Source organism: Desulfovibrio faecalis, from assembly GCF_053570625.1.
Genome location: NZ_JBRBQR010000001.1, coordinates 1,533,708 through 1,550,905 on the forward strand (window position 1 = coordinate 1,533,708; position 17,198 = coordinate 1,550,905).

Sequence of the window (17,198 nt, forward strand, 5' to 3'; positions counted from 1 at the left end):
CTCCTTAATCTGTCGGGCCCATATTCAGGATGTCCGCCTTTTCACGGGCAGGCAGATCCAGATGGGTGACAATGGCGCGCAGCATACGAAACTGTATGTCGTTGCTGATTTTCATTACTTCGACGGCATTGGCCAGACGCAAAAACGCCTCGTCGGTGATGCGCCGACGTTCTTCACATTCTTTCGGGCTTACGCAACGCACCCGCACAACAAGCCCGATGATGCAAGACACAAATGCGGCCAACAGCAAGGCTTCAAGCGCTGTAAAGGTCATAGCCGTCCTGCCTATGGATTTTCGTTTCCTTCACCGTTGTCATCAGCCGCGCCACCCCGATCCAGAGCATCGGGATCAAAACCGCCCTCTGCTTCATCGCCTTTCTCTTCCTTGCCGCCCCTGCCGGAAGATTTGGCGGGCTTGTTTTCCGGAGCGGAGTAAGAGACCATGCCCATGCCGGCAAGCTTGACTGCTTCTTTTTCGTCCATGCTTACGGTGGATCCGGGCTGCTTCACGTCCTTGCCGTTATCCATCCGGCAATTCAGGACAACACTGATTTTTGCCATGACGCGCTCCTTAAACGACCTTGGCCAGCACAACCCAACCAGGCTGCTTGATCCAGGGTAGAGGACGGGTTTCACAAAGGGAGAACAGCCCCGAGGGGTCGTCCTGCATGAAGAGCTTGGCGAAAACTTCAACCGGCCCTTCACAAGACAGATCCAGGGGTCTGCCGAATTCAATGACTGTCTGAGCGCCAGCGGCAACAAGCAGGGCATACTCCGGCTCCAGGAAGGGCCGCACCGTGCCGTCCATGTCTGCGTAGGTGCCGGAAACGACATAGATGTTCAGGCCATTCCAGGTGCCCTTGAACTTGCGGCCCACGCGCATGGACAACTCACCGGCATCAACACCGCTGGTTGTGTCGATCTTTTGCTTGACGTCTTTGTGCTCTCTGAAAGCCGCCCAGGCAGCTTTGCCGAGGTAAAGATCGGAAGAGCCGATGTTGGTTTCTTCCTGAATCATGTCGTCCCATTCATCGACCTGGTCGAACAGATCGCTGGTGCCCGCCGTCCAGAGCTTGGTGCCGGAGAGCACGAGGTTATGGGCAGGCGGCCGCCGGAAGTCCACGCTGTAAGTGGGCACCTTCTGCCCGTCCACGATGTCGTAAAGATCCAATTTGCCCTTGACCACAGCCTGAGCGCACATGACTTCCAGCGTGTAGTCGATTTCCTCACGGTGCATATCCATGTCGTCAGCGATGGCGCGTTCTCGCGGATCTTCCATGGGCTGATAGGGGTTGGCGCCAGCCGGTTGCTTGAAAATGTCCGCAGCGCGAAAGCCGCGCTTCGGACGAAAACGCGGCGCCTTCAAATACACCACCTCGCGCGATGTGCCCTGCCGCATGGTGCCCGCCGAATGGTTGGTGATGGCCGGCAGCATGGTGATGCCCTTGGAGACTATATGCAGTTCGAACATCTCGGCAGCACTCGGCTGCTGACGGTGGAACATGCCGGTGAAAAGCACATGCTTCCTGGGCCGCTTGTTAATCACCCCGGTCACAATACGCGGGTCAAAATAATCGAGATCCGCCATGGTTACGCCTCACTTGCGTAGATGCCCTTGCCGCGCAGCGCCGTAAGAGCGGTTTGTTGTTCGGTGGCGGTAACGCCATTGCCCCAGGTAAGCTCCGCCGTAATAACGGAGGCGTGTACATAGACCAGGGCGTACACGTCACCGGCGGCCGGAATCGTGGTATCTTCAACCAAAATGCCCTGAGCCTCAGCTCCGGACACGAATTCGCCACATTTCCCATCCTTTGTTCCAAGGACGGTTCCCGCGATGAGATCCAGCTCCGCGCCGGTGGAATGGAGCAGCATACGCTGTATCACCGGGGGATGGTCCTTAAGGAAGGTGCGGCGTTCATACGTTGCGATGGTTTTCATGACGCAACTCCTACACGCCGAGCTTGCTGATGCGGGTGATGGCCGCCTGCACGGGATCGGCGTCAGTAACGGTTGTGGCCGTATTCACCGGTCCGGGCGTCTTGGCCAAAATGCCAGCCAGGATTTTTTCCCGGCCGCTCTGTTCCTCCTGCGCAGCCTGAGCGCCATTGGATTGATCATCGCCGCCGGACTTACCGGCGGCGGCACTCAGATCACCAAAAGCAGCCGCAAAGGCCGCCACCTGGTCGGACGTGAGCCCGGCGGCGAGCAGCGGTTCCATGCGCTTGGCCGCGTCTTCTCCCGCGACAACACGCACCATGCCCAACATGTTCGCCTGGGTTTGGGCTAATGCGGCCTTGGCCGAAGCCTCGACTTCCGCCGCGGCTTCGCTTCTGATTTGCGCCAGCAGCTCCGGATGGGCTTTGGCGAGCTCCTCTTTGTTCATACTGGTCTCCTTGTTGATGTGAGCCACAGGGATCCCCATTGAGGGCGCAGTACCGTCCATATGGGACAGAGCTGCAATTACCCCTTCAAGGCTGCCAATTTCGTCAGCCATGCCAACTTTCACAGCTTCGGCAGCGAGCATGACACCGCCTTGCCCAAATTGATCAGTTACTGTCTCCGGGCGCTTATTACGGTTGCGAGCAACGTCGCCAATAAAGATGTCAGCCGTGGAATCAAGCAGACGCTGCCAAGCGGCCAATCCCTCAACACTTGCGGGATCTAATCGTTTGTTGGGTGACTGTGAGGACACGACTTCATAATCTCTAAGCCCTTTAGATTGGCGGGCCTCTTTATCGTCCGTCCATGTAGAAACAACGCCAATGCTGCCAAGATACGCCGTTTCATCTGCAACGATGCGCTGTGCGGCGCTGGCTATCCAATACGCGGCACTCGCGCATAGTCCGGAGGCATACGCCACTACCGGTTTGATACCCCGCGCAGCAAATACCTGCCCGGCAAGCTCATGCACGCCTGTAATTTGACCGCCTGGGCTATCAATGTGCAGCACAATGCCTTTCACATCAGCAGCGGCCAAAGCTTCACCAAACCGCAAAGCAATAGTTTCCACACAGGTTGCGCCGCATATTTCCGTGAAAATATCCGCACGTGAGAAAACAGGCCCCATGATTGATATGACGGCCACGCCATCGCGCATTAAAACGTTGCCGCTATCACGACGCACTGCAGGCGTGGAGAGTACAGCCTGTGGGTCTTTGGCGCTCCGTTGCGCTATACCCAGAATCAGCTCAAGGCCGTCCGGAGTTATTGCCCAGGGCTGACGCGCGATGGCTGAAAGCACCCTGTCACATTGCCGAGCGCTCATAGCCGCACCTCCAAAGAATGATCAGGCATTGGCTTCCTCCTGGTTGATAAAGGTCGGCTTGGGCGCAGCGGGCTTGGCACCAGCCTTCAACCCTTCCAGGCGGCGCTCTTCATCCTCGCGCTCATCAACTGTTTCGTCGAAATCCCTGCCGCTCTCGGCAAGGGCTTCGGAATACGTCATGAGGTGGTTTTCAAGTGCCGTGACAATGGCCGTGATTTCCTTGACCGGATCGATATACCCGCGGGACGGGCCGATCCATTTGGCCTTGGTGTACGCAAGCGGCGCGTCATAAAAATCAGGAGCAGAGGACGGGAATTTCAGATGCCCCGAAAGCCATGCCTCCTCGATGACCATTGCCCAGATAGGCTGGCAGTAGTGCCGCGTGAGCCAGGAACGATAGAGCAGAAACACGCGCCAGGCTTCCAGCAAGGCTGCGCGCGCAGAACTGTAGTTTGTTTTGCTGAAATCTTTGGCCAGAACCTCGTAAGGCATGTCGATACTGGCGGCCATAGCCCGGAGGACGAACTCGGAGAAGGCGGCAAAGTTGGGAGATGGGCGCGAATTTTCAAGCACATACGGTTTTTCATTGGGGTTGCCGTACATGACCGTGCCGCCGGCCACCTCTTCATAGTGGTAGCTCTCGCCCTTTTCGTCCTGATCCTCATCCACATAGTCCGGCAGATGTGAGCCCTTTTCCCGGCCAATAAACAGCGCTAGCGATGCAGTGACAACCTGTGCCAGCAGTTCGTTGTCCAGAGAGTCGGACAGATGTCGGAACAGGTTCATGCCGGAATTCAGCACAGAATGCCCACGGATCTGCTCATCTTCGGTGTAGCGGAAAAGGTGAAAACACCCAGGACGGTGACCGATGTGAGCAGGAATGCGGGTGAAATGTTCTGATGTGAGAGTGGAGACGTCGAGGCTGCGATACCCGGAAACGGCATCGGGGGTTGCCAACCAGTACCATTCGGGCGCCCCGTGAGGGGCTAGCTGAACGCCGTCAACAATCGTCGGATCAAACTGGCGGTCAAAGGGTGTGCGTAATCTGGTCGGCTTTACATCCTGAAGGGCCAACTTTACGGGCCGCATCGGCTGATCAAGCACCACTGGCAGATGGAGCAGTTCGCCCATGCGCAGCATGGTGCGAAGCCCGAGAAACTGCATGTCCTCAAAATGGAGCATGCCGCGGACATGGGCTTGCGGCGTCCATATCGCCCACAATTCTTCAATCTCGTTCTGCAGATCAAGAGCCTGATCACGAGTAATGCCGAGCCGCTTGGCGTTAATATGCGACTGTGGTTTGAGTCCCGTACCGATAGCATTGGTGGTGATGGCGTTGACGCCGGAGCTGGCCGCCCAGTCGTTGCCGGTCAGATCTTCCGCCCGGCCTTGAGCCAATGCACGCTCTGATGCCTGTTGCCCAAAAGTGCTGGTGAGAGGTGGCCGCCAGCCGGAAAGTGAGCCGCGCATGGTGCCGGCATTACGTGAAGGGGCAACGGGGGATGGCGCTAGACGGGCAGGTTTTACCATCTGCGCATCCTCGCCCTGACCTTGACAGGTCCATTGCAGCCAGAAGCAAGGGTGTCGATGATCTCAACGAAGCCCGCTATCTGCGCGTTGATTTCTGAAAGGTTATACCGCGTGAGCTGCCGTCCGCCGATGCTGTAGGACTGACCTGTGGCTGCAGCACGCTTGGCGTCTTTCCAAAGCTCGAGCTCGGTCTTGGCTTCATCGAGGGTATAGCCCTTATATCTGCGTTCGGTGTTGCTCATACCCCACGCAATTACACGGCAAGTAATTGCGTGTCGTGGAACTCGTGGACGTCGTGGAACTCGTGGACAAAAAAACTATGTTCCCACGCCGCCAGAGTCGCTGGCGTTTTCCATCCGTTCTCGCCACTGTCTGATATAGTTCTCGCAATCCTGACGGCGCACGCGGACTCCGCGGACTTTTCCGGACCTTTCTGCGGGCAGTTCACCAGAATTGACCAGATTATAAAAATGAGATTTTGAGCATCCCAGAATTCTGCATGCTTGCTGCCAGTTAACCGTTGTGTCCATGCTCACCTCCTGTTTCTCATGCTGGCCAGACGATCTGCGGCGCTGGCGCCACGAGGCACTGTTCTGCTCTTGGGCGGGGCCGATTGCGGCCTTGTGACGGGATCGGGCGTACTCTTGGGGGGACGTTTATTGCGCAACCCGAGTTCCCAGGCTCCCACCAATGCCATGATTTCGCAGTCCCAAAAATGGTTGGCCCGTTGCTTGGGGTTTTCCCATACCAGGGTTTCCGGGTTGAAGACCTCGGCGCACATCTCCCGCGCGTAATCCAGCAGCACACCGCCGGGCACTACCAGCCCTTCAAGCTTTTTGACGTTTGTGTGCAGCCAGAAGGTGCCGGGATCCCCGGGCTTGATGCCGAGCTTTTCCGCCAGGTCGCTTTTGAAAAACGTCGTGTCCACCCGGCGCAACGTGATGCCGCCGGGTATCTTTATCTTGGCGCCCTTGTCGTCAGGGAAAAAGTCTATGTGCGAATAGCGGATGATCCCGTCCACGGTTTGCTTGCCCTGGTACGGCAGTGCCCGACGATGCTTGGCGCACCACGCATACACGGCCTTGGTGCGCCCCGGTGCGCCCATGGCGTCGATGACGGCCACCTTAACCTTGTGTACTCCCCCCAGAGGATCCCGATAGACACTCCGCCAGAGCAGCTCATCCAGAGCAGCAAAGGTCGGCGCTGTACCATGCTGCACCAGCCAGCTTTCTTCTTCATGGCCGTACCCGAAAGCGCGGATCACATACCGGAAATATTTTGCCTGCGTGTCCACACCGGCCACCAGCGCGGCCACCTGGGGCCGACCTTCAACCGGGCCGGGCACAACTCCACGAGGACGGGTGTCACACAATGACAGGATAGCGTCCTCATCGCGCTCGGCATACTGCTCGGCCCACGCCTCAGCCTTGAACTGGTTCATGAAATTTTTGAGGTCCTTGAGCCGCTCACTCTTCTTCCATTTGAGAAAAGCGTGAGCCACCTTGGCCAACGAAACAAAGTGGCTGATCCAAGCTGGAATGTGGAATCCAATCTTGCTGACCCGGTGCGTCTTGAGGTGCGTGAACAGCTCCAAGCCAGAAGCCCGTTCCACCCACTGCCCACGCCGCACGGCAAAATCCCGGGCAGCATCATCCCAGTGAGCGTCGCAATGCTCGCACTGGTAATAGACCAGGTCGCTGCGCAGTACGTCCTCCGGATCTTCCACACCATCGGGCCAACGGATGTTGTCGAACTTCATAAGCTGCAATGTGCCGCACACGGGGCAGGCAACCCACCAATCAAAACGGGCGTGGCACTCTTCCGTAAACGCAACCCATATCGGCCCAGTCTCGGTCGTCGGTGTTGAAATTTTGACAATGAGACACCGGCCGCTCCAGGTTGTTGTGCGGTGTTCCGCCAATGCCTCTGAACTGGCTTCGTTGCGCGAGTCCTGATACTTGTCCAGCTCGTCGAGGATCAGTGTGCGTATGGGCTTGTTGCCCAGGCGCGCGACCGAACCAGACCAGCCAAGATATATGGACATGTGCCGCAAATTGATGCGGATGCTGGATTCATCATTAGTGGATCCGGTGAGGTGCCGGCGCAGTCTGGGAGAATCCTCGAACATGGGCAAGATACGGTCCCGGGAATTGTCCTTGGCCGTATCCTTGTCCGGAAATACCACCAGCGCCGGCCCCGGGGCATGATCCGCCGCGTGACCAAGAAGGTTGAAACCCGCTTCGGATCCTGCCGTCTGGGGGGCTTTGCACAGGGCTATCATCTGCACCCCGGGCCAGCGCGCAGCATCCATGAGTGGGGCAAGGTACGGCGTGAAGACGTGTCGCCAGGTCCCCGGGATACTGGACATGCGCAACACGCGGTGCTTCTCGGCCCACACGCTCGGAGACTCCGCCTTGCGCTTGTACAGCACAAGACGTTCCCCGGCGCTGAAGCTGAACCGCGTGGATATACGGCCGCCGCATCGATCCACCAGGTGCTTCGGCATCCATGGCGGGATCTGACCTGCAATATGGCAGGTACGCGGGCTAGTCGGAGTTTTCTCCGTCATCTCCATCGTCAATTGCATGAAGGTCTACCTCAAACTGAAGTTCACGCGAATAATCATTGCTCGCAGCGTCAATAAGCCGTTCCGCCTCTCGTACCAACAGTTCAGTCTTTTGGGTGTCGCCCCCAACAGCTTGCACCATGTCCAGAGCTCCGGCGCGGAAAGCTGATTTGAGCCCCGTGTTCAAAGCCACGGCCCGGCCAGCGAACTCCTGATAAACCTGTTCCCGGCTGACATATTGTCCGTCGATAACAGCATTCTTCTTTTCTTCCCGTACCGCCTGGGCTTCCTTGATGCGGATTTCCGCCTCATCTTTGCGGCGCATGCGCTCTTCGGCATCATTGGCCCGGCCATCCGGCGTCGTGGTAAGGGGCAGGCCCCCGGCGTACTTGTCGACGTCTATCTGGCGGTAAACCTTATCTTCCTTGCGCAGCAGACCTTTTTGGATGTCCGCATACAACTTGGATTTTGCAATCTGCCGGCCCTTCTCCTCCTGCAGGTATCGCAGGACCGCGCCGACATTCTTGAACACCTTGGCCTCTTGTTTTTCCGATTCCATTGCACTCTCCGCGTTTTCCAACATGGCGGTGGCGCGCTGGAGAGCGGCAAGGTTGGCACTGGAAGGGTCCTTACGGACCGCCTGTTTCGCCAGCTCTTTAGCTTGCAGCAGTACGGGGATGTCTGTCCCCCGACTCCTGATCAGCAGTTCCTCTAGTGCCGCCCCGGCTTCCGCGCCTGAAATTGTTTTACTTTCCGACATGGTATGCTCCTTGAGCGGTTAACTTTTTACGCTTCTCATAATTCCTCCCTCAGCAATATGTTGATGGGAGGGCAGACCGGACAAGCGCCAAAACCAACAGTGATAACATAGTTGATTAAGGCACAAAACGTCATTTCCCGTTATATTCAAGTGTGGTGCGGTTCAGGTCTGCCCTGATCCTCTGCCAGGGGTGTCCATCAGTGCTAGTGATGGACACCCCATTTTTACCGGCTTACCAGCTCGTCGAAGAGCAATCCGTCAGATTCGCGTAAAGCCTGCTTGCCGGTGAAATCCTGCCAGCGCACTATGTCCACCTGGGCATAACGCGGATCCAGCTCCATGGCGCAGCAACTGCGCCCCAGGCGTTCACAAGCGATAACAGTGGAGCCGGATCCGGAGAACGGCTCATATACAGTGCCGCCGGAACGCGAAGAATTAGACACGCAGGTTTCAACAAGCTCTACAGGCTTTGGCGTAGGGTGGTCTTCATTTTTCGGAGGCTTGGGCACATTGATGACTGTGCCGGGCATCTCCTCAAGATTCAGGTTCTCGCCGGTCAACCGGTATAGCCGCCCGTCCAACAGCAGCGTCCACGAACCATCTTCCTGCTGTACCGCTGCGGGCAGGTTGGCTTCCAGTACCGTCTTCTGCTTGCGGTTCCCGTGCCACTTGTGCGCGGCACCAGGCTTCCATCCGTACAAGATGGGCTCATGCTGCCACTGGTAGTCACTGCGACCTAGCACGGCCTGCCCCTTGTTCCAGATGAGGCACGATGCAAAGCGGAAACCGGCCCGCTTGAATATCTGCCGAAATGCCAGCCCTTCGCCGGCTTCGGAATGACAGACATATACTCCGCCACCGGGTACCAGCACGGCCAGCATCTGCTGCATGGACGCGAGTAGAAACGCCTCAAAATCGGCCGCTGACATCTTGTCATTCTTGATTTTTCCGGCACGGCCCTCGTAATCAACATTGTATGGCGGGTCTGTGAACACCATGGAAGCGGGCTTGCCTGCCATGAGCTGGCCCACGGCCAAACTGCTGCAAGCATCACCGCACAAAAGCCGATGGCGCCCGAGCAGCCACAAATCCCCCTCGCGTACAACTGGAGCCGCGGGTACGGCAGGCAGAGCATCAGGATCCTTCTCCGTGGCCACGTTTTCTCGCAACAGCTTGTCGAGCTCCGATTGATCGAACCCGGTGAGCGTCACATCAAAACCGGCCTCGATGAGAGCCGTAATTTCTCCGGCCAGCAGGTCCTCATCCCAGGAAGCCCATGTAGCCGACCTGTTGACCAACAGACGAAAAGCCCTGATCTGCTCCGGCGTCATATCGTCGGCCAGCATCACCGGAACCTCACGCAATCCCATAGCCAAAGCGGCCTTAAGGCGCAGATGCCCGTCAACGAGTTCTCCCGTTGTGCTCAAAGCGAGCACCGGCAATCGAAAACCGAACTCGCGGATAACAGCAACCATACGGTCGACGGCATGATCATTCTTGCGGGGGTTGTCCACATAGGGAACAAGGCGTTCTACTGGCCACGTCTGTATAGTGAGATCAGGCATTGTTTTCCTCCGAATCGTCTAGTGGCGTGCGCATTTGTGGCGAGAGCTGAAAATCAACGATGCACTCAGGGTGTCCGCAGCACTTGTGGCAATAGTGATAATGAGTCCACCACCACTTTTTACTGACCTTGGGACAGGTGACGACCATGTCGTCGTTCACATCTTTGCCAGCGAACGCTCTGCGCAGCTCCCCGATTGACGGGCAGCCTTCCGGCAGAGTTGCTTCGGACAAAGGAGTATCGCCCCCGGCATGAGGCCATCTGCGCGGTGAATTTTGCTTAGGTGTCTGGGGTTTGGCAGCCACATCTTTGGGTTTGGCTTTTTCCCCTTCCCCCACAGCCTGTAGCCCAGAATCGGCAGGCCCCAAGCTCCCTGCGTGGGTGATGGCAAGAGACTCGGGCAGGGCGGCGCTGATCCAGTCCCCCAGATCGTATCCAGCCTTGTAGGTATCGCCGGGATCCTTGCCTTCAGGAACTGGCCAACGCCGGGCCTGGCCATAATGCTCTTGCCACCAGAGCCACCCTTGGTATCCGGGGCGGTTCCCCTTGCGGTCGGGTTTGTCAAAATCCAGAGCCACAAGAATCAAGGGGGATTCGCTCAACAGCGCATGTGCCAGGACATCAGGCTTTCCACGATTGGTAAGCGCGGCCAACACCCCGACCTTGCCGCGGCAAGCGTGGTGCACGGCGATGGCATCCAACTCCGCCTCAACCACAACCCATACGGCCAGGGAGGGGGCAACCCCCACAGGCGGCAATGCCATGGGGGCCTGCCCAGACCCGGTAAGCAACATGTACTTGGGGTCATCATCCTTCTTGAGGTCTCCCTTTGGACGACGAATACGGACGCGCAGCACTTCCTCGGGTTTATCCCAACTGGGCGTCCAAAGTGGGATGGTGAAGCCGCGTGGGATCCAGAGCACCCGGCGCGTCTTGCTGCCATCGGCGTTGGCTTTGTCCGGCAGCCCGAATGCGCTGCGGGCGCGGTACAGGCAAGTGCCTGTTTTCCGGTCTTCGGCAGGCAGGAACCCGAGGCGGTGTTGTCTGACCGCATCCAGCGGCAAGCCGCGGCCGGCGAGATAGTCCAGCCCACGCTGGTACGCAAGTAACTGCTCGTGGGCTTCCATCACCATTTTTGTGGCCTGATTCCGCCATTTTTCCGCAGGCACTGTCCACTCTGTAGGGGTCCATACTTGCTTTTGCTTGGGCAAGCACAAGGGCCTGATGCGCCGACCGGATTCAGAGAGTTCAATGCGCAGCTCACGGCAGGCGGCCTTGAACTCCAGACCATCGGCGAACATGAGCAGGCTGATGACATCGCCGGTTTTGTCACACTTCCGGCACCACCACGTACCTGACACGCCCGCCTTAATAGCAACTTCGCCACCGTCCTGATTCGGCCAGACCCGGAAACGATCATCACCTCCGCACACCGGGCACGGCGAGCACCACTCGCCGCCCTTGGCCATACTGATGTGCCGGAGCTTTCCGTCTGCCACTCTGCTACGAACCAAGTCGAGAATCAGATCGCTCATTGGTGATCCTCCCAACGTCCCGCCTCATCTCGCCTGAGGCTCTCTCGTATCTCCGCTTCTCCCAAAGACTTTTTTATATAGTGGGATGATGGGAGGATGTGTGTAGACACACGTGGGCGCGTGTCTCCCCCCTCTTGCGCGTACGGACGGTCTAAGGGAAAAGCTCCCAAGCTCCCAAAGCCTTGAAGTACGCGGGTTTCCGGGCCATCCAAAAAGGGAATGGGTGGGAAGATGGGAGGAAAAGCGCGCATTATGACCGCCCCTTAGACTTTTTGGCCTCCTCGTCCTGGGCCTGGGCGTATTCAAGGGCAACCTCGTCTTTGATGGTGACGCCCAAGTAATACATAACATTAGATTTTTTACTAGGAATACCCCGCTTTTCCAGCGTCTGTGTGACCTTTTTCGCCGAAAAAGCGTAGGTATTTCCAAGGGTTTTCTTGCACCACCAGTTGAGCGTAGCCACAAAATCGGACACGGCGGTCTTGCTGCCCCAGTCGTCGCCATCGGCCGGCGCTTCTTCCTTGTTGCAGCAGTCCTGCAGGAAGGCGCCAATATCGTCGAATTGCTCTCGTTGCTCCGCCGTGTAGGCCACGACTTTTTCCGGTGGGCAGAGGCCGTTCTGCAGGAAGTCCATGCAGCCTTCCACCAGGCGGGCCAGAATGCCGGAGCTTTCTTTGGCCAGTTTGGCGTACATCTTTGGATCCCGAGGCCGTTCGTCCTGTGCCGAGGGTTTATCCACGAAGCGTATCGGCCAGTGCACTGCGTGCAGCCGGGTCCAGAATGCATCATCGTCGGACTTCATCCTGGGGAGTTCGTTGGTCAGGAAAAACAGGAGATGGGTCTGCTCCCAGGAAGTCATGAGCTTGTCCTGAATGCCGCGCGCTGTGATGATGGACCCACCAGTCAGGTCCTTGAGCTTGCTCATGGCGATGCGCTGAGACGCCTCCCCCTCAGATGCGAAGGCAAATTTCGCCCCGCGGAGCGCCATAATGTCTGGTTCAGGTTGCGAGCCAGAGCGCTGGAACGTCTGCTGCATCAGCATGGCCGTTGGAATTTTGATTGCCAGCCTGCTGCCCATCACATGCCGGGTAACCTTCATCAGAGTATCTTTGCCATTGCGGCCACGCGGGCCGTGGAAGATTGCCCAGATGTGTTCGTCGCGGGAGCCGAGCAAGCCATAACCGAGCAGTCGCAGCATATACTTGATCATGGTCTCGTCGCCATCAAAGCTCGAGCTGAGGAATTCGATAAACGTTGGGCTTGGTTCATCCAACCCCTTCCAGTCCGTTGGACAGACGTTCAGGATGTACTGCTCGGGATTGCCAGGCGACAGCTCGCCGGTGCGCAGGTCCACAACGCCATTGGGGCAGGCCATGAGGAACTCTTGTTTATCCAGCTCGTCCCCCTCGATGTACATCGGATCCTCACGCAAGATGAGCGTGCACTCGAGCAGCTTCTCGCGCGCCGGCATATCCCGCAGCAGATTGAGCCGTTTGTTGATGGCCTTCACCAGGTCGGACCCTTCTTCGGCCTCCGAACTTTCGACAAGGATGCGCTGGTACTCGTCGCAGACGTAGTCCACCGCGGCCAATGCCTTCAGGTTGTCAATGTCCTCCATCCAATGGTGGCCACTCCAGTAGAGCCACCGCCCCCAGAGCTTGACGTACACGTACTTCCCCCGGTGCAGCGCCGCGTAAAGGGTGGCATCACCGATGCGGTTATGGCGCAGGCACTGCATGAGGAAATCGAGCGGCAGCTTCTGCTCTTTTTTCTCAACAGGCGGCGCACTGGCCAATTCCTCCTGAACACGGGCGGCCACTTTGGCCTTGATGTCTTGTTTTGCGTCACTCATTGGGACACCGCCTTGCTATTTGTTTGCCTGTAGCGGAGCCACAGGCTTCCATTTTTCCGCGGGGAAATTCCAGACAGTACGCACGAACGCCGAGATGCACGCACCCTCACGCCGCAAATCGGGCCGGAAGGACCCGCAGGGGTGGGGGCGAGCATGGGAGCTTTTGGCGTGTCTCTCGAGAGGAGGGGGAAAGGGGGAGCGGGGAAGCGCGTCTCCTGGAGCGGGCTACGCCCACAAAAGGAAGCGGCCGCAATGTTCCCATGACGAAGGCCACCGGCAACGCCTACGCGTAACCGTTGGACATGGGACATAGCGGCTCTACCTCAAAGACGGGGGCATGGCGTCTCCAAGAAAAAATGGGCATACCAATTAAAGTTGGTATGCCCATCAGGGCAGCTTTTATTTTCCGACCAAAGAAAAGAAGAGAAGGCCCTGTGGAAGGATTGTTAATTGGCTTGCGGGATTTTGCAATCGAAAAAGTGGTCAGCCACGTTCCCCCGGTGTTTGAGGCCAGATGGACGGGCAAGAATACGTGCCCGCACTGCGGATGTGAAAAGCTGCGTATCAAGGACTCATTCTGGCGGACGATCCGTAATATTTCCATTCATGGAAGGGCGTCACGCCTGTTAATTCGCTGCCATAAATACCGATGCGAAAGCTGCGGCAGATATTTTAATACCAGACTTGCAGGCATAAAAGTGTGGAGCAGAACAACAGAGCTGCTTAAGCGCAACATTTTTCAGGCCTACAACAAAGGTGTTTCCTGTAAAGACATCGCCAATGAGCACCGCATCGGCGTGGCCAGCGTGGAGCGCTACTACCACCAGATGATGCAGCACAAGAGCAGCCACTGGGCAAACCGCACATGCCCGCGCATTCTGGGCATTGATGAGCATAGATTTACGCGCAGACAGGGCTTTGCAACAACGTTTTGCGACTTGGCCCGCCGCAGGGTCTTTGATGTGGTTAAAGGTCGTAGCGCCGCTGATATGCGCGACTTTTTGCAATCGCTGCAAGGCCGCCATAAAGTTAAAATGGTCTGTATTGATATGAATTCTGCGTATCGGCGACTTGTGCGGGAATGGTTTCCCAATGCGCGCATTGTTGCGGACAGATTTCATGTTATCAGGCTGGTGAATCAACACTTTTCAGAGCTGTGCAAGGCAATTGATGAAAAACAACTTGCTTATGGGCGAGGCGGTATGATGCGTCTCTTGCTGACTCGCCGTGATCGATTAACAGACTCACAGAAAGAGCGATTACGAACATACTTTGCTGACAGGCCGGACATTGAATCGCTGTACGAATTTTTGCATGACACAGCTGATTTATTGCGTGTGCGGGCGCAAAGTGTCGATTCGTGCCGCAGGTATGCGGCTGAATTATTAGATAAAATTGAGCAACTTCGAAAAACTAGCTTCGCGCCGTTGCGTACCTTGGGCAAGACGTTGCATAATTGGCGGGAAGAAGTGGCCCGAATGTTCCGTTTTACCCGGAATAACGGCATCACAGAAGGCTTTCACCGAAAAATGAAGTTGATCCAGCGGCGTGCGTATGGCTTTCGTAACTTCGAAAACTACCGCCTGCGTGTGCGCGTTTTGTGCTGCTGAAATGGCTGGGGAATCGTTCAGAAACCTGTCGGAAAAACTGCCCGCTGAAGGGGCTTGCCCCCGTCTTTGGTGTAGAGCCGACATAGCGGCCGCCCATACAGATACAACCCAAAAAGGAATAGCAAAGAGGGCACCCCGAAAAGTGGGGCTATGGTGGGGCCAATTTGAGATAGTGCAAAAACAAAACGGGCCAGCGAAGGAATGAACCTTTGCTAACCCGTTGTTTTTCTTATGGTGCCGAAGGGGAGACTCGAACTCCCACTCCCTTGCGAGAACTAGACCCTGAACCTAGCGTGTCTACCAATTCCACCACTTCGGCGCGAAGATGTGTTTACGCCAACAGGGGGTGGCTGGCAAGTATTTTTTTTGATTTCGGCAAAAAAAGTTTATTGCGGCAAGTACGATAGACTCAATTTTCTTCCAAAGTTGGCTCCTGGGGCCGAATTTTGGGTTTGTCAGTGATGGCGCGAGCAAATGCCGTTTTTATCCCCGTCAGGGGCTGCCTGTGGTCGCAGCAATTCAGCCGCCGTGGCGGGGGCGTTTCGGGTAGACTCTTTTATCAATAATATGTGGGGCGACCTCAGAATCGTCTGGTTAGCGCTTGGGCACCATGCTTGCATCCACGGGCTGTGAGCTGTGCTTGCAGCAGCCTGTGCCTTCTGCGCCTTTTCGGGGCTGCGCGAGCACGCAGGGGATATTTTCAACTGTACGGAAATTGGCCCGCATATTGCAAAAGCTCTGGCAAGGGCCATCAGGCCCGAGGTAGACGGCGGCGCTTCACCTTTAGCGCTGCTGCCAACACAAGGAGCTGCTTATGCAAGCAGGCATGTTTAGCGGACTTTTTGCCGCGCTGACCACAGAACACCGCATGAATTTCATCGCCAATAATTTGGCGAACGTGAACACGCGCGGCTACAAGCGGGAAACGCTGGCGTTCAAGGACACCATGCCCACCTTTGCCTTTGACGAGATCCGGGAGCCGATTTTGAACCTCAAGTCTACGCCCCTGTTTCCCGAACCGATGAATGCCGCAAGGGTTCGCGTGGCCGTTTCGCATACAGATTTTTCACAAGGATCCATGCAATATACCGGCAATGATCTTGATGTTGCCATTAACGGCGACAACGCCTTTTTCCGGGTCAATACGCCTACGGGTCAGTACCTCACGCGCAATGGGGCCTTTGTGCTCAACGGCGATGGCATCCTCATGACGCCTCAGGGGTACACCGTGCAAGGCGCGGGCGGCGTTATCAACGTTCCCGCAGGTACGCGCCATTTGCAGATCAGCGGCGATGGTCAGGTACTTGCCGATGGCAACGTTATTGATCAGTTAGCTCTGGTCAGCGTGAATAACCCGCAGAATCTTGAAAAAATGGGCGGCAACCTCTTTCGCCCGCGTGATGGTGTTCAGATTGTTGAAGGCAATGCCTACGACAATGGCGCGCGGGTCGAGCAGGGCTTTACGGAAGCCGCCAATGTGGAAGTCGTGTCCGAAATGGTCAACATGATCGAAGTGCAGCGCCAGTTTGAAGCGTATCAAAAGGTCATGCAGACCTCAGACACGCTGGATCGCGCTGCCAACGAAAAAGTGGGCCGCCGCCAGGGTTAACCGGTGATGGTTTAGCAGCAACCGGCGGCCTCGCTGGTTATGTATAAGGAGAAATTCCCATGATGCGATCGCTTTGGACAGGCGCCACCGGCATGGTGGCTCAACAGCTCAATATCGACGTGATTTCCAACAACCTGGCCAACGTCAACACCACGGGCTTTAAAAAGAGCAGGGCCGAGTTTGAAGATCTCATGTACCAGACCATGCGCATGGCCGGCGCCACCACCGAGGGTGACAACCGCCTGCCAGTGGGTATTCAGGTCGGTATGGGCGCTCGTCCCACGGCTGTGCACAAGTTTTTTACGCAGGGCGATTTTCAGAATACCGGCAACACCCTGGACGTAGCCATTGAAGGCGACGGCTTTTTCCAGGTGGATGTGAACGGCGAACTCATGTACACGCGCGCTGGTTCCTTCAAGCTCAATCAGGACGGCACGGTGGTCACCGCCAACGGCTATATTCTGCAACCGCAGTTTGCCGTGCCCGCGCAAACCAAGACCATTTCCATTTCATCCTCCGGCCACATGGCGGCTCTGGATGCACAGGGGCAGGAACTGGCTGGAGCCGAATTGCCGCTCTACACCTTTATCAATCCTGCGGGCCTTGATGCCCGTGGGCGCAACCTCTACACGCCCACCCAGGCTTCGGGTGATGCCACAGAAGGCGTGCCCGGCACAGACAATGTGGGTACCTTGGCTCAGGGGTTCCTGGAAATGTCCAACGTGGAAGTTGTGGACGAAATGGTGAATATGATTGTGGGCCAGCGCGCTTATGAAGTGAACTCAAAGTCCATCCAGACATCAGACTCCATGCTGGGCATCGCTGTACAGCTCAAGCGCAGCTAGGGCTGATTATTGTTGAAATTGTTTGTCTGTTTTGCGCTGATTTTGAAAAAATCCGCGCCACG

16 protein-coding genes and 1 tRNA gene are annotated in these 17,198 nt (G+C 56.8%); 3 read left to right on the plus strand and 14 right to left on the minus strand.

Going from position 1 to position 17,198, the window contains the following annotated elements; all coding sequences use genetic code 11:
- Positions 1–4 precede the first annotated feature (4 nt).
- From ACUZ79_RS06930 to ACUZ79_RS06990, 13 genes are all read right to left on the minus strand, one after another.
- Positions 5–274: a hypothetical protein gene (locus ACUZ79_RS06930; protein WP_449251120.1), complete on the minus strand. Its 270-nt coding sequence runs from the start codon at positions 272–274 to the stop codon at positions 5–7.
- Between the two features lie 11 nt (positions 275–285).
- On the minus strand, positions 286–561 hold the full coding sequence (locus tag ACUZ79_RS06935) for a hypothetical protein (protein WP_449251121.1): 276 nt from the start codon (positions 559–561) through the stop codon (positions 286–288).
- A gap of 10 nt (positions 562–571) precedes the next feature.
- The gene (locus tag ACUZ79_RS06940; RefSeq protein WP_449251122.1) at positions 572–1,588 is read right to left on the minus strand and encodes a major capsid protein; all 1,017 of its coding nucleotides are present in this window, start codon (positions 1,586–1,588) and stop codon (positions 572–574) included.
- Positions 1,589–1,590: 2 nt separating this feature from the next.
- On the minus strand, positions 1,591–1,938 hold the full coding sequence (locus tag ACUZ79_RS06945; RefSeq protein WP_449251123.1) for a head decoration protein: 348 nt from the start codon (positions 1,936–1,938) through the stop codon (positions 1,591–1,593).
- A gap of 10 nt (positions 1,939–1,948) precedes the next feature.
- The gene (locus tag ACUZ79_RS06950) at positions 1,949–3,265 is read right to left on the minus strand and encodes a S49 family peptidase (protein ID WP_449251124.1); all 1,317 of its coding nucleotides are present in this window, start codon (positions 3,263–3,265) and stop codon (positions 1,949–1,951) included.
- Positions 3,266–3,286: 21 nt separating this feature from the next.
- Positions 3,287–4,795: a phage portal protein gene (locus ACUZ79_RS06955; protein ID WP_449251125.1), complete on the minus strand. Its 1,509-nt coding sequence runs from the start codon at positions 4,793–4,795 to the stop codon at positions 3,287–3,289.
- Positions 4,789–5,037: a DUF6148 family protein gene (locus tag ACUZ79_RS06960; RefSeq protein WP_449251126.1), complete on the minus strand. Its 249-nt coding sequence runs from the start codon at positions 5,035–5,037 to the stop codon at positions 4,789–4,791. Before ACUZ79_RS06960 ends, ACUZ79_RS06955 begins: the two co-directional genes overlap by 7 nt.
- Before the next feature lie 75 nt (positions 5,038–5,112).
- On the minus strand, positions 5,113–5,325 hold the full coding sequence (locus ACUZ79_RS06965) for an excisionase family DNA-binding protein (RefSeq protein WP_449251127.1): 213 nt from the start codon (positions 5,323–5,325) through the stop codon (positions 5,113–5,115).
- Between the two features lie 2 nt (positions 5,326–5,327).
- A complete protein-coding gene (locus ACUZ79_RS06970; protein WP_449251128.1) occupies positions 5,328–7,286 on the minus strand; it encodes a terminase gpA endonuclease subunit in 1,959 nt (652 codons plus the stop codon).
- Between the two features lie 55 nt (positions 7,287–7,341).
- The gene (locus tag ACUZ79_RS06975) at positions 7,342–8,121 is read right to left on the minus strand and encodes a hypothetical protein (protein ID WP_449251129.1); all 780 of its coding nucleotides are present in this window, start codon (positions 8,119–8,121) and stop codon (positions 7,342–7,344) included.
- 224 nt (positions 8,122–8,345) lie between these two features.
- Positions 8,346–9,686 carry a DNA modification methylase gene (locus ACUZ79_RS06980; protein ID WP_449251130.1) on the minus strand — a complete coding sequence of 447 codons (1,341 nt, stop codon included), beginning with the start codon at positions 9,684–9,686 and terminating at the stop codon, positions 8,346–8,348.
- Positions 9,679–11,220 (minus strand): primase-helicase zinc-binding domain-containing protein, encoded by a 1,542-nt coding sequence (locus tag ACUZ79_RS06985; protein WP_449251131.1) that lies wholly within the window; start codon positions 11,218–11,220, stop codon positions 9,679–9,681. The genes ACUZ79_RS06980 and ACUZ79_RS06985 overlap by 8 nt, the downstream gene beginning before the upstream one ends.
- Before the next feature lie 250 nt (positions 11,221–11,470).
- Positions 11,471–13,072 (minus strand): DNA primase family protein, encoded by a 1,602-nt coding sequence (locus ACUZ79_RS06990; protein ID WP_449251132.1) that lies wholly within the window; start codon positions 13,070–13,072, stop codon positions 11,471–11,473.
- Positions 13,073–13,527: 455 nt separating this feature from the next.
- Here ACUZ79_RS06990 and ACUZ79_RS06995 point away from each other — a divergent pair, with 455 nt between their 5' ends.
- Positions 13,528–14,682, plus strand: coding sequence for an ISL3 family transposase (locus ACUZ79_RS06995; RefSeq protein ID WP_449250559.1), 1,155 nt, complete (start codon positions 13,528–13,530; stop codon positions 14,680–14,682).
- Between the two features lie 232 nt (positions 14,683–14,914).
- On the opposite strand, the gene ACUZ79_RS07000 is transcribed toward ACUZ79_RS06995, so the two are convergent.
- Positions 14,915–15,001 (minus strand) — tRNA-Leu (locus tag ACUZ79_RS07000).
- 495 nt (positions 15,002–15,496) lie between these two features.
- On the opposite strand from ACUZ79_RS07000, the gene flgF reads away from it, so the two are divergent.
- Positions 15,497–16,291: a flagellar basal-body rod protein FlgF gene (gene flgF / locus ACUZ79_RS07005; RefSeq protein ID WP_240824160.1), complete on the plus strand. Its 795-nt coding sequence runs from the start codon at positions 15,497–15,499 to the stop codon at positions 16,289–16,291.
- Between the two features lie 59 nt (positions 16,292–16,350).
- Positions 16,351–17,136: a flagellar basal-body rod protein FlgG gene (flgG, locus tag ACUZ79_RS07010; RefSeq protein WP_240824161.1), complete on the plus strand. Its 786-nt coding sequence runs from the start codon at positions 16,351–16,353 to the stop codon at positions 17,134–17,136.
- Positions 17,137–17,198: the final 62 nt, after the last annotated feature.